General features: G+C 67.4%; 8 protein-coding genes and 1 pseudogene. 5 read left to right on the top strand and 4 right to left on the bottom strand.

Features of this window, described 5'->3' with window-relative positions; all coding sequences use genetic code 11:
* Positions 1-79: 79 nt before the first annotated feature.
* Positions 80-2,923: a sensor domain-containing protein gene (locus KB874_RS14835; RefSeq protein WP_212537345.1), complete on the bottom strand. Its 2,844-nt coding sequence runs from the start codon at positions 2,921-2,923 to the stop codon at positions 80-82.
* Positions 2,924-3,295: 372 nt separating this feature from the next.
* Here KB874_RS14835 and KB874_RS14830 point away from each other — a divergent pair, with 372 nt between their 5' ends.
* The 4 genes from KB874_RS14830 to KB874_RS14815 all read left to right on the top strand — a co-directional run bounded on the left by KB874_RS14830 (position 3,296) and on the right by KB874_RS14815 (position 10,358).
* The gene (locus KB874_RS14830) at positions 3,296-5,530 is read left to right on the top strand and encodes a PAS domain-containing hybrid sensor histidine kinase/response regulator (RefSeq protein ID WP_212537344.1); all 2,235 of its coding nucleotides are present in this window, start codon (positions 3,296-3,298) and stop codon (positions 5,528-5,530) included.
* Positions 5,531-5,808: 278 nt separating this feature from the next.
* Positions 5,809-6,300 (top strand): hypothetical protein, encoded by a 492-nt coding sequence (locus KB874_RS14825; RefSeq protein WP_212537343.1) that lies wholly within the window; start codon positions 5,809-5,811, stop codon positions 6,298-6,300.
* A 420-nt stretch (positions 6,301-6,720) separates the two neighbouring features.
* Positions 6,721-7,983 (top strand): HlyD family secretion protein, encoded by a 1,263-nt coding sequence (locus KB874_RS14820; RefSeq protein WP_212537342.1) that lies wholly within the window; start codon positions 6,721-6,723, stop codon positions 7,981-7,983.
* Positions 7,980-10,358: a PilZ domain-containing protein gene (locus tag KB874_RS14815; RefSeq protein WP_212537341.1), complete on the top strand. Its 2,379-nt coding sequence runs from the start codon at positions 7,980-7,982 to the stop codon at positions 10,356-10,358. Before KB874_RS14820 ends, KB874_RS14815 begins: the two co-directional genes overlap by 4 nt.
* Before the next feature lie 199 nt (positions 10,359-10,557).
* Here the strand turns inward: KB874_RS14815 and KB874_RS14810 are convergent, their stop codons facing one another.
* Genes KB874_RS14810 through KB874_RS14800 form a run of 3 tightly spaced genes read right to left on the bottom strand, consistent with a single transcriptional unit; the run spans position 10,558 to position 12,563 of the window.
* Positions 10,558-11,172, bottom strand: coding sequence for a class I SAM-dependent methyltransferase (locus tag KB874_RS14810; protein ID WP_212537340.1), 615 nt, complete (start codon positions 11,170-11,172; stop codon positions 10,558-10,560).
* Entirely contained in the window at positions 11,169-11,894 is a 726-nt protein-coding gene (locus tag KB874_RS14805; RefSeq protein ID WP_212537339.1) for a CDP-alcohol phosphatidyltransferase family protein, read from the bottom strand. The genes KB874_RS14810 and KB874_RS14805 overlap by 4 nt, the downstream gene beginning before the upstream one ends.
* A 3-nt stretch (positions 11,895-11,897) precedes the next feature.
* A complete protein-coding gene (locus tag KB874_RS14800; RefSeq protein WP_212537338.1) occupies positions 11,898-12,563 on the bottom strand; it encodes a phosphatidylserine decarboxylase in 666 nt (221 codons plus the stop codon).
* 305 nt (positions 12,564-12,868) lie between these two features.
* Between KB874_RS14800 and KB874_RS14795 the strand changes: the two are divergent.
* A pseudogene (locus tag KB874_RS14795) lies at positions 12,869-13,511 on the top strand (transposase); the annotation flags it as partial.
* Between the last annotated feature and the right edge of the window lie 142 nt (positions 13,512-13,653).

The raw sequence follows: 13,653 nt of genomic DNA, 5'->3' as shown, positions 1-13,653 counted from the left end.
CGGGTGTCCGAGAGCGCTGTCAGATCCCGTCGGTGGTCGGCCCCCACTGCCGCGCGTCCCGGCTGCCCGAAGCGGGGTGTCAGCCCGTGGCATAGGCGGGCGGCGCGGGATCGGGGCGCCACTGGTGGGCCCAGTCCATCAAGCTCTCGTGCGGCAGGGGATGGGCAAAGTGGAAACCCTGGAGGATGTCGCAACCGACGTCGCGCATCAGGTTGGCGTGCTTGCGCGTCTCGATGCCTTCGGCGGTCATCGGTATCCCGAGGCCGCGGCACATCTCGGCGATGGCCCGCATCATGGAGCCGGCCCCCGTCGGATCGAACAGGGCCGCGCGGACGATCTGCGTATCCAGCTTTATGCGGTCCGGCCGGATCTTGAGCAGCGCTGTGAGCGAGGCGCGTCCGCTGCCGAAATCGTCGATCTCGACCCGGATCCCGCGTTCCCGAAGGTCATCGAAGACCCAGGCGATCTCGTCGAAGTCGCGGTCGACATCGACCGTCTCCAAGACCTCGACGCTTAGGCGGAAAGGGAAATCCCGGGTCGCGGGCAACCAGTCGAAATCGCGCGCCTGCGTCAGCCTGGGCAGGCCTGCATTTACAGAGACGGTCGCCAACGCATGCCCGGCCGACGCGATGGCGTGACCCGTCTCGATGGCCTGGTCGCAAACCAGGCGGTCAATTTCGGGCATCATGCCGAGTTCCTCGGCGATCGCGAAGAAATCCGCCGGTTGCAGCACGCCGCGATCCGGGTGGTGCCAGCGCGCCAGCGCCTCGATCCCGACAAGCGAGAGATCGGCCGCACGCAGCTGGGGCTGGTAGTGGGCGACGATCTCGCCCCGTTGGAGGCCGACCAGCAGATCGTCGGACAGCGCCTTGCGGTCCTCGACCTTGCGGCGCAGCGCGGCGTTGAAGACGTGGTGACAGTTGCGGCCGCCCTTCTTGGCCTCGTAGAGCGCGATGTCGGCGTCGATCAACATGCGCGGCAGGTCGGCCACGCTGCCCAGCGCCACGCCGACGCTGGCGCCAAAGCGCAGCGTCTTGTCGCCCCAGCACACCGGTTCGCCGCAGCACCGGATGATGCGCTGCGCGATGTCCTGCGCGGCCTCGTCGGAGCAGGGGGCGTTCAGCACGGCGACGAATTCGTCGCCCCCGATGCGCGAGACGAAATCGCCGCTTCGGACGGTGGATTTCAGGATGTCGGCCACCCGGCGCAGCAGGAAATCCCCGGCGGGATGGCCAAAGACGTCGTTGATCGGTTTGAACCTGTCGAGGTCCACGTGCAGCAGGCCGAACCGGTCATCCTCATCCGCCCAGGAGGTCAGATCCTGCATGACGCTTTCCAGCCCCCGGCGATTGTGAAGGCCGGTCAGCGGGTCCGTCGTCGCGGCGATTTCAAGCGCCCTGGCCTTTTGCTTGAGCTCGGCCTTCTGACGCTTCAGCTGCGTGACGTCGACGCGGAAGCCGACGGTGTCGCCATTTGGCAGGCGCACCTCGTGAATCTTGAGATGCCGGTCGCCGGGCAGTTCCTGTTCCAGCGGGCCCAGCGGATTGCGGTGTAGCTCGAGGCGCTGCTTCAGCCAGGTCTGCTCTCGGCCGATGGCCTCGGGATATTGGCCCTTGCGCAGGCCTTCGCGCAGGATGTCCTCAAAGCGCTGCCCGATCTCGATCGCTCCTCCGGATTCGGAATAGGTCTGGCGATACTTCTCGTTGAAAAGGACGGCGCGGTCATCGGCGTCGTAGAGGACGAAGGCCTCGGGCAGCGCCTCGAAGGCGGCCCAGAGCCGTTCCTGTGCCTGCTGGGCCGCCTGCCGGGCGGTGTCGAGTTCTTGATCCCGCAGCACGCGCTCGGTGACGTCCTGGAAGGCACCGAACAGGCAGCGGGCGAGACCTTCGCGGATTTCGACCTCGCCGATGGCGCGGACCCAGATGTGTTCGCCCGACCGGCGGATGAAGGGCAGTTCCAGGTCCCAGGGCGTGCCGTCGGCCATCGCCCGTTCGACGGCGCGGGCGATGGTCGCGCGTGCCTCTGGTGCGTAGAAGGTGATCGCGTCTTCCACCGTCGGGACGTAATCGGCATTCACCCCATGGATCCGCCGTGTCTCTTCCGTCCAGGTCAACGCGTTCGTTTCGAGATCGAGTTCCCATCCGCCGATGCCCGCGATCGCCCCGGTGCGCGTCAGCAGGCGATGCATGCGCTCAGTCTCGCGCTGCCGCCGTTTCTGCTCCTCCAGCGAGAAATGCGTGCCGAACATCCATTCTGGTTCGCCCTGCGCGGTCCGGCTGAAGACACGCCCGCAATCGTGCACCCAGACCCAATGCCCGTCCTTGTGGCGCATCCGGGCCTCGATGTCGTAGAACTCTGTCTCGCCGCGCCAGTGGCGTTCCAGCGCCTCGGTCGAGAGCACGAGGTCGTCGGGATGCGCCAGGCTGATCCAGGTGTCGATGGAGACCGGACCGAGTTCGTCCGGTTGGTAGCCGATGATCTCGGCCCAGCGGTCGTTGAAGTGGGTTTCCCCGGTCTGGACATTCCATTCCCAGGTGGCTGCCTGCGTGGCTTCGAGGCAGGATTGCAGGCGATGGGATTTGATCCGCAGCCGATCGACCAGCAGATCCCGCCCGTCGGTGCCTTGAACGATCGCCAGGTGGCCGCAGGGCGCCCCGTCGAGGCCGGTGAGGACGGATGTCGAGACGGTGCAATCGTATCGCGTCCCGTCGCGGCCGAGCAGGGCGCCATCGTCGGCGGACACGAACTCCGTGGCCGGCCGACCGATGACGTCGTCGCGCCGGCAGCCGACGAGGGTCAGCCAGTCGTCGCTGACGCGGGTGATCCGCCCGTCGCCATCGGCGACAAGGAACATCAGCGGCCGCGCGTCTGACAGGTCGGACGCCGCAAGAAAATACTCCGATCTGTCATTCTGGGCCGTCATGCCATCGTGCCGATCGTCACCGCCTCGTTCGCAGAATTGCGACTTTGACGACAAGGCATGCCGCAAAAGGCTTAATCCCCGGTTTCCCGACGGCCAGCCGATCCCGCAAATCGAATGAAACCCGCCGTTGCGTCCTTCGGACATCCGGTTCGGCCGCGCGACAGGTGGGTGCGGGTCACCGGGTGCAACCTGCGCGCCGGGTCTTGTCGATGGCGGCGACCCTGCGGGCCCCGGCATGCGATCCTGAGACGCAACCCGTGGCGCAGGCCCGGCCCGGTCGGTGCGATCCGACGGAATTCGCGGGAACCGGAGGGCGTGGCACGGCGTTCACGACAAGAGGCGGGTAGGCCCGGCGCTTCCTTTGAGGGTTCCATGAACGAAACCATCGAGCTCCAGATGCTGCGGGCAGCCAGTCGGGCCAGCCGGACCGGCGCCTGGCGCTGGTATCTGAGCGACGACCGCGTCGTCTGGACCGAAGTCACCCACACGCTGTTCGAGGTGCCGCCCGGCACCCATATCGACCTCGAACTGGCGCTGTCCTTCTACGAGGCGGAAAGCCTGGAGCGGCTCGTCCCGGCGGTCGACGCCTGCCGCGCCGACGGCACGCCTTGGAACCTGGTGACGCGCTGCCGGACAACATCGGGCAAGCGGTTCTGGGCGCGCTCGAACGGCCTCGCCGTCCGGGACGGGACCGGCACCATCGTCGCCCTCGAAGGCTCGTTCCAGGACATCACCCCGGAACGCGACGCGCTGCTCGCGCAGGAGATGGCCGAGGATGACCTGGCCTCGGTTCTGGGCACCATGCCGGATGGGTTCTTCCTGCTCGACGAAAGCTGGCGCTTTGCCTATCTCAACGCCGCCTCGGAGGCCATGCTGCAACGCGACCCGCAGGATCTGGTCGGGCGCGATATCTGGCAGGCTTTTCCCGAGGCGCGCGGCTCGCGGTTCGAGGATGTGTACATGCGGGTGATGGCGCGCGGCGGATCGGAATCCTTCACCGCCTTCTTCCCGCCGCTCGATGCGTGGTTCCGCGTCGCAGCGCATCGCACGCCGCGCGGCGTCGCGGTGCATTTCCGCATCGTCACCGCCGAGATTCAGGAACGCGAGGAACTGCGCCGGTTCCGCGCTGCGCTCGAGGCGCTGGACGTGGGGGCCTTCATGCTGTCCCTGGACGCGGCCGATCCCGTCGGCGGTAGCCGGATCGTCTATGCCAACCCCGTCGCGCGGGCCATGGCCGTGGCCCATGACTGGGCCGGGTCGCTGCCGGAGATTCTGGGCCCGCTGGAGTCGGATCCGCCGCTGGACATCGCACTGGCGCAACTGGCCGAGGGCCAACCCTGCGCCAGCGTCGCGATCCGTGGCACGGGCGCGGGGCTGCGGCGCTTCGAGGTCAACGCGGTGCCGATCCGCAGCGCCGAGGACTGCCCGCCGCGCCACGCCATCGTGCTGGTCTCGGACGTGACGGAGGCGCGCCGCCTGCAAGAGGAACAGCGCCGCACCGAGCGGCTGGCGCTGCTGGGGCAGATGGCGGGCGGCGTCAGCCACGATTTCAACAACCTGCTTTCGGTGATCCTGGGCAACGTGGAACTGATCGAGTTGACGGATGCGCCCACCGAGCGCGCCGAACTGGTCGAGGAGGCCCGCGCCGCGGTCCGCCGGGGCCAGAGCCTGAACGACAGCCTTCTGGCCTTCAGCGGGCGGTCTCGGCTGGAGCCGCGCACCGAGGACCTGGGCCAGTTCATCAAGGCGCTCGCGCCGTTGCTGGCACGCACGCTGACCTCTCGGATCGCGCTGAGCGTCGAGGTGGAGCCGGACCTGCCGCAGGTCCTGCTGGATGGGGCCATGGCCGAGAGCTGCCTGCTGAACCTCGTCATCAACGCCCGCGAGGCGATCGAGCGGTCAGGTGCGGTGTCGATCGCGCTGCGCCGGGCCGACGACGTGCTGAGCCCCTTGCAAAAGCCGGGGCCGTGGGTGCGCCTGTCGGTCTCCGATACCGGCTGCGGCATCCCGGGGCAGTTGCACGAGAGGGTGTTCGAACCCTTCTTCTCGACCCGCGGGCCGGCGCTGGGATCGGGCCTTGGCCTGTCGCGGGTCAAGGGCTTTGCCGAGCAGATGGGCGGCTTTGTCACCCTGACCAGCGAGGAGGGCCGCGGAACCGAGGTGGCGATGCATTTCCCCGTTGCCGCGCTTCAGGTGCCGGCAGACGAGGCCGCCCCGGCACCGGCACAGCGCATGGTACGCGCGCTGATCGTTGACGACACGCCAACCGTCGCCCGGGTCGCCGCCCGGATGCTGCGCGTGCAGGGATGCCGGACGCACACGGTGCACGGCCCGCGCGAGGCGCGTGGGGCGATGGCCGAACTCGGGCCTTTCGACCTGCTGCTGACCGACATGGTGATGCCGCATGAAAGCGGCTTCGACCTGGCGCTGGAACTGCGCAAGGCGCATCCCGCGCTCAAGGTCATCCTGATGTCGGGTTTCCCGCAGCAGGACATGGGGGGCGCCCTGCCCGAAGGCATGGTCTTCTTGCGCAAGCCCGTGGGGCGCGACGACCTGGCCGGGGCGTTCGACAGCCTCGGGCTGGGTGGGCCAGACCTCGGGCGCTAGGTCCGGTCGGCGGCGCAACGCGCGGAAACGGCGTTTGCCGGACCGCCTCTGGCCATCGCCGGGTCTGACAGAGACCCTGTTTCCGGGGACCGGAGCGGAGACATCCGGCCGGACTTCACCGACGGCAATGTCCAACAGGTCCATCGGCTTGGTCCGCGGCGGGTGCTGAAACGACGGCGTTGCGTCCGGGCGGGGCGGGGTCCTTCACCGCGGCCTGCGGCGGGTAAGGAAACGGCAATGCCTGTGGCGTATAGAGGTCGGAAAAGCGGGAAATCGCCATGACACCCTTCTACCCCCTGCAAGAGGCCCTGTTCACCGTCGCCTGCGGCAGCCGGCTTGCCCCGGATGGACGGCTGACCTTGCCGGTCGCGCCGATGATTTCCGTCATCCCCGTGGCTGAACGCGCGCTGAGCCGGTCCATCCAGGATCTCGAACGGTCGACCCGGACCATCCGGCATGTCCTGGACCGGGTGGGGCGCTCTGCCGGGCAGTCCGCGATCGCATCGGCCGATCCGGCGCGCCACGGCGCGCTGGTCGACCGGCTTGAGGATCTGCGCCGCCGGGGCGAGCGGATCGACGACGCCCTCTTCGGCACCCGGGCCGACCTCGAGCGGTTGCATGCGCTGGATGCCCGGCTTGCCTCGGCAGAGGCGTCGGGATTCGACCGCCTGACCGAGGATCGTGCCTTCATCGACCATGTCCTGCTCGTCGCCGCCAGCGAGGGCGGCCTGCGCGGTCATGGTGCCTCGTGCCAGGGCGGTGCGCCATGACGCAGTGTCCTTGTGATGCGGGGTGTGGCCGTGCCGTCGACGGACCGTTCCGGGGGCACGGTCGACCACGGGCCAGCGCGCCTGGTGCCGGGCTGGTTCCGATCGATCCGCGTCCTGGCGCCGGGGGCGGATCATGCACGGAACAGCACTAGCCCGGTGTCGTGGCGACTGTCTTCCCGCCGGCGGACCGGCAAGCGGCTTGCGGGTGCCGTGGCGCTGGCATGGCAGGGTCTGGTGCACGTCCACGGCGACTGCGAGCCTGGCAGCGCGCCGCAGTGCCGGCCAGGGCCGGGCCGACCCGGCGAACTGCGCGCACAGGCCGGCGCCCGGATCGTGGCGGCGGCCGATGTCCGGAAAGAAATGTAAGGCAGACTGTCCCAGTCGGGACATCTGGCCAACCTGAGACACGAGGCGGATCGGATGATCAAGAGAAAGTTGCGACTCGCGGTCGGGCTGTTGGTGCTGTCGGGGGCCGCGATCACCACGGCGCCGCATGTCCTGAACACGATTTCTGAATCGGCGGTGATCAACGCCCCGGTCCTGTCGGTCAAGGCGCCCTTCGACGGTGTCCTGATCGCCGGCGACCGGCGCCGGGGCGATCCGATCGCGCCGGGCCAGACCATGGTTTCGATCGCCGCAAGCCGCATCCAGCGGGCCGAGCTGGAACGGCTGAAGGCCCGTGAAGCGACACTGACCGAACATGTCCTGGCCCTGTCGGCGGAAATCCTGCGGCTTGAAGCGCTTGACGTCAGCCTGGCCGATCGTTCGGAGCAGATCCGCAGGATCGCTTTCGATGTCCTCGTGCTGGAGCGTGACGCCCTGCTTGGCCGCGTCGGTGCCGCCGACCGCCGCGCCGCCAATCTCGCCGCAGAGGCCGATCGGTTCGAGCGCCTGGAACAGGTCGGCGCGGTTGCCGGAAACCGCGCCGGCGACATCCGCACCGAGGCGGCCATCGCCGCCGATGAACGTCGTGCCCTGGGCGCCGAGTTGGCCCGCGCCGAACGCCAGATCCGCGCGGTCGAGGGGGGCGCGCTGCCGGCCTTCGGCAGCGAGGATGGCGCCTATGCCCAGCAGCGCCGCGACGAGGTGGCGATCCGGCTGGCCGACCTTCAGACGCGACGCGCCATCGCCGCTGCGGAACAGCGCAGCACCGGGGCCGAGCTGGCGGCGCTGGGCGCGATGCTCACCGAGGAAGAGCGGTTTGCCCCGGTGGCCGAGGCCGGTGGCCTTGCCTGGACGCCCAGCCCATCCGCCAACAGCCCGGTGGCGAGCGGCGACGAGATCATGCAGGTGCTGGATTGCTCCCGGCGCTTCCTCGAGGTGCAGATCCCAGAGTCCCATTTCGAGCATGTGCATCCGGGCGACACCGCGCAGGTCCGCCTGAAAGGCGCACAAACGGTCTTTCCCGCCGAGGTCGAGGCTGTCCTCGGTGCCGGTGCGCTGACCGAGACGGGGCGGCTTGCGGCGCAGCCTCCGCGCACCGAGATCGGGCGGCTGACCGTCGTCCTGCGGTTGCCGCCCGCCGACGTGACGGACCCGGTGATTGCCGGGCGGTTCTGCAATGTCGGGCGCACCGCGCAGGTCCGCTTCGAACGGGAGGGGGCCATGTCCGTCGCGCGCCGCATCCGCGAATGGGTCGCCCCGATGGAACTGGCCCTGACAGAACTGTTGGAGCGCCCGTGATCGCCAACGATGTCGTGCCCCTGATGCTGGTCGTCAGTGCCATTCTCCTGGCGCCGGAGACCCTGCGTGGGCGCAGGTGGTTGGAGGCGCTGGTCGTCTTCGGGGTCGCGGTCGTGGTGCTGCGCTATCTCGACTGGCGCCTGTTCACGACGGTCCTGCCCGCCGACCCGACGACGCTGGATGGTGCCGTTGTCTGGGGGCTCTTCGCGATCGAGGCGATGACCTGGATCGATGCCGCGATCCTTTTTGCTTTCCTTCTGCGCCGGAGCGACCGCTCGTCCGAGGCCGACGCCCACGAAGCCCGCCTGCGCGCGCTGCCATCGTCGGACTTGCCCGAGGTCGACGTCTTCATCGCCACCTACAACGAACCGCAGGACGTGCTGGAACGGACGATCGCCGGGGCGATGGCGCTGGACTGGCCGTCGGAGAGGCTGCATGTCTGGATCCTTGACGACGGGCGCCGCGACTGGCTGCGCCGCGAGGCCGAGATGCGCGGCATCGGCTACCTGACCCGCACCGACAACAAGGGGGCCAAGGCCGGCAACATCAATGCCGCCGTCCTGCGCACCTCGGCGCCCTTCTTCCTGGTGCTGGACGCGGATTTCGTGCCGCAGCAGCGGTTTCTCTATCGCGCGATGGGCTTTTTCGACGACCCCGGGATCGGCATCGTGCAGATGCCGCACAATTTCTTCAATTCCGACCCGATGCAGGCGGCGCTGAACATGGGCAAAGCCATGCCCGACGACCAGCGCTTCTTCTTCGAAGAGATCATGCCGGGGCGGGACGGGTATGATTGCGCCTTCTGCTGCGGCTCGAACGGGATCGTCCGGCGCCGGGCCCTGGAACGCATCGGCAATGCCCTGCCTGAGGGGTCGGTCACCGAGGACATGCTGCTGACCATGGCGCTCAAGCGCGAGGGTTACGTCACCCGCTACCTGAACGAGCGTCTCGCCTTCGGCCTTGCGCCCGAGGGCATCAACGCCTTTTTTGTGCAACGTGCCCGATGGGCCCGCGGCGCGATCCAGATCCTCTTCCTCAAGGAAGGTCCGCTGGGCCGCAGCGGGCTGGCCTGGCACGAACGCCTGTTCTTCCTGCCGACGCACTGGATCACGCAGAGCCTGGGCCAGATCGCCGCCATGGCCACGCCGGCCTTCTTCATGCTGACCGGCATTCCGCCGCTGCTGAACACCACGGTGGGCGGCATCCTCGGCTACCAGATCCCGGCCGTCGTCGCGACCGTCGCCGCAGTGCGTTTGTTCGCGCCCGGCGCCTATCATCCGTTGTCGGCCCTCGTGCTGTCGACCTTGCAGGCCTTCCGGTTGCTGCCGGTCGTGCTGTCGACCCTGCTGAAACCGCATGGCCACGCCTTCAAGGTCACGCCGAAGGGTCACACCGGACAGGCCGACCAGGACGGGGTCACCGTGCGTCTGGCGCTGGGCCTTGCGGGGCTGACCAGCCTGGGCATGTTCGTGAACGCGATCCCGGGCATCCAAATCGTCCCCTTTTCCAGCCTCGTACCCGTCGTGACCTTCTGGGGCGTGCTGAACACCATAGTGCTGATTCTGGTCGCCAAGGTCGCCACCACCCCACCTGCCCAGCGGCAGGAGGAACGGTTCGACTTCCGCGAACCGATGCGCCTGGTCTGCCCCAGGTTCGAGGCCGAGGTCGATGGTCGCGACCTGTCCCTCAGCGGGGCGATGGTGCGCGCCGACGGGCCGCTGGGCCTGCAACCGGGTGATTGGGCAGGGCTGGAGATCCCGCGGGTCGGACTGGTCCCGGCGCGTGTCATGCGGGCAGAGCGTGACGGACGGATCGGCCTTTCCTTTGTCTTGCCCGGCTATGGCGAAAGACGGGCCCAGTGGGAAACGACGAACCGCCGGGCCAGCCGGCGCGCGGCAGAGGCGCCGGTGTCCATCCTCACCGATGCGGGGCCACTGCCCGCCCGGATGACCGATATCTCTGTGACCGGGGCCGGGCTGGTCATGGATGCGGCCACGGCGCCCGCCCGCGACGACTGGATACTGCTGGAGGTCGACGATGGTCAGCGCATTCCCGGGCACGTCGTCCGGCGCACGCAGACCATGGACGGCACGATCGCGATCGGTGTCGAGTTCTTTCTCGTCGACCTCGATCTGCGGGACCGTCTGGTGCGCATGCTGTTCACCGAGGGGCGCCTGAACCGACGGGTCACAAACGACAAGGGTTGGGCCATCTTCTGGCAGATGCTGCGCCAGGGCGTCGCCGCGGACCAGGAGGCGCCCACGGTGAAGGTCCCCTCGTCGCACCGGGCGGAGATCATACCCGACTGGCTGCGCATCCGCATGGTGAGCGACATCGCGGCCAGCCCCGAGAGGCGTGACGATCAGGTCGCCTGACCAAGTGAGCTTTCGCTGCGTTCAGTACGAAAATCTGGTTCAGCCGGCCTGCAGGTGATGCATGCCCACGCGAGTCATTCGGTTGCAGGTCGATCGACAGGCGTGATCTGGGCGGACAGAATTTCCGATTTCGACATTATGTGTCGCCGTGTCATCCTGGCGGTAGACGTCGCCCTGCGGTCGGCCGCGTTTGCGCGGATCAGGCGCGTTTCAGGACGGCTAGAGTCATTGCTCCCAGCGGCGGCATGCGTTGGCGGCGCTCTACAACCAGCCCAGGCGTCTCGGCGACGGCCTCGAAAGCAAAGTCGCTGTGCCAGCCGACCGTCTCGGAGAATGGAGCGAGAAGCCGTTCGGCCAAGGCCTGCGCGCCCCGCTCGCGCCGGAAGTGGTTGGAGACCACAAGCCGTCCGCCGGGACGCAACACGCGCACGATCTCGGACAAAACGCGCGAAGGCTCGGGCACGACCGAAAGGACATGCATCGCCGCGACCTGATCAAAGCTGGCGTCAGCGAAATCGAGTTGGCGCGCATCCATCCTGAGCAGCGCCTCGACGGCTCCGAGCCTATGGTTCGCGACGCGAGCCTTCGCCTTGACCAGCATGTCGGCGCTGAAGTCGATGCCGGTCACGCGCTGTCCCTCGGCATAGAAGGGCAGCGCCAAACCGGTGCCGCACCCCACCTCCAGTACGCGCCCGGGGCGTTCGTTCAGCACCGCCACCGCGCGGCGGCGCGCCGTCTGGGTCACGGCGCCAAAGGTGCGGTCGTAGATAGGGGCCCACCGGCGGTAGGCCGTCTCGACGTTTTCGGGTCTCATGCGCGGTTCCTTCTGATCAGTCCCCAGGCCACGAGCCCGAGATAGGTCAGTGTCAGGGCGACGAGCGTGATCCATGCAAAGGTCAGGACCGCCGCACCCAGCAGCGCACCCGCGAGCAGGAAGAACCCCGCGTTCTCGCGTCGGATCCGTATCGTCTTGAAAGACGGAACCGGAATGCGCGAGATCATCAGCGTGCCGACGATCACCAACGTGGTCACCACGATCCCGACGGGGGCGGTCGGCCTTTCCAGGAGGGCGAAGGAAACGAACATCGGCAGAAGCACGATCATCGCCCCACCCGGCGAGGGCAGTCCGGTGAAGTGTTCGGCCGGGGCCGCTCCCCCGTTTCCGTGGACCTGCATGTTGAAACGCGCGAGCCGAAGGACGCAGCAGATCGTGTAGAACAGGACGGCCAGCCAGCCGAGACTGCGCGTTTCGCCCAGGGCCCAGAAATAGAGGATCAACGGCGGCGCCACGCCGAAGTTCAGGAAGTCGGCCAGGCTGTCGAGTTCGGCCCCCAGCGTCCCGTCGACCCCCAGCGCGCGCGCCAGGCGACCGTCCAGCATGTCGAGAACGCACGCGATCAGCACCAGCTGCACCGCCAGCACGTAGTTGCCAGCCGAGGCGAACCGGATCGCGCTCAGCCCGGCGCAGATCGCCAAGACCGTGAGCAAGTTCGGCAAGAGCTGGATCGGCGACAGGTCGCGCGGGGGCCACGGCACGCCTCAGCCCTCCAGATTGGCCAGCGGGGTCTCACCGGCCACGGCACGCTGACCGACCCGCACCACCGGACGTGACCCTTCCGGCAGATAGTGGTCGACGCGCGAGCCGAAGCGGATCAGGCCGAAACGCTCGCCTTGTTCGAGCGACATGCCCTCGCCGACGAAGGTCACGATGCGCCGCGCCACAAGACCCGCGATCTGCGTGACGATCATCTTGCGCCCGTCCGGCAACTCGAGCAGGAGAGAGCTGCGTTCGTTGTCCTCGCTTGCCTTGTCGAGCGAGGCGCTCACGAACGCGCCCGGGCGATAGGCGATACGGCGCACGACAGCCGCGACGGGCATGCGATTCACGTGAACATCGAACACCGACATGAACACGCTGATGCGCAGAAGCGGCACATCGCCTAGGTCCAGTTCGGGCGGAGGCGGGGCGGTATCAATGGCGGAAACGACACCATCCGCGGCCGAGAACACATGACCGGGCAGGTCCGGTGGAAAACGCTCCGGATCGCGAAAGAAATAATAGCACCACACGGTCAGACCCACTCCGATCCACCCCAAGGGCTGCCAGAGTAAGAACAAGGGCAGGGACGCCGCCGCGAAAATCGCGACGAAACGTCGTCCTTCTGGGTGCATCGGCTTTATGACGGTGGATTTCAGGCTGACCATGGAACCCTCCAAGCCACGGGTTCTCGGGGTATGTCAAGGCTTCGTTCCATCCAACGACATGGTGCCCGGCGCGGTCAGCGCTTCGCGAAGCGGAAACGGTCATTTGGACTCGGATTTGTCGATCGCTGCGCTTGACTTGACGGTAGTGTCCACGGACGTGGTGCAATTTCGCAGGCACAGCCGGAGTAACCTCGGTGGCCATCGAGGTGTATGGTTGGGGTGGAGTTCGGCGACTTCAACCACGCACCACTCAGAGACCCCGATGACCAAGAACAACATGGACCTAACCGAACTTCTGCAAAAGCCTGATCGATGCCGGCCGGCATGATCGGGCCGAGCAGTGCACGACCTGGCGCAACGGTAACCGCGACTGCTCTCTCGACACGCGACTGGGGACGCAGACCTGAAGGTGCCAAAGCTGCGGCAGGGCAGTTGTTTTCCCGGCGTCCTCAAGGCTCTCAAGACTTCGGAACAGGCACTGGTTGCCGTGATCCAGGAGGTGCGGATTGGCGGCGTGTCTACCCGACGCGTTGACGAATTCGTTCAGGCCATGGGGCTGAACGACATCTCCAAGAGCACGCTGTCCAAGCTGTGTCAGGACATCGATGAAAGGGTCGGCGAGTTCCTCAACCGCCTGCCTACCGGGGAATCGCCCTGTGTGCTGCCTTTCTCAAGCAGCGCCAGGGCGGCCGGATCGTCAGCGCGGCCGCCATAATCGCCGTTGCCGCAAACACCGAGGGGCGCCGGGAAATCATCGGGATGGGCGTCGGGCCATCTGGGGCAGAGACAGTCTGGATGGACTTCCCGCGCTCGCCGAAGGTCCGCGGCCTCGATGGCGTGATGCTGGTGATCCGCGACGCCGATACACTCCTGCAGGGCGCAATCTCGCGTGTCTTCGAGGCGCCCTGGCAGGGCTGCAGGGTGTACTGGATGCGCAATGCCCTAGCTGTTTGATCCCACGGTTTGATGGTGTGATCCTTTCGCAGGAATGGAAGGAAGCACTATGGGACAAGTTCGTCACGGCTGCGCCACGACCACGCACGCCGTCAGAGCTGCAATACAGCGATCGCAAGCTTCGCTCGCGGAACTG

This window comes from Thetidibacter halocola (assembly GCF_018224955.1).
In the GTDB taxonomy this organism is placed as follows: Bacteria; Pseudomonadota; Alphaproteobacteria; order Rhodobacterales; family Rhodobacteraceae; genus Thetidibacter; species Thetidibacter halocola.
This window is presented reverse-complemented; position numbering and strand designations above follow the sequence as displayed.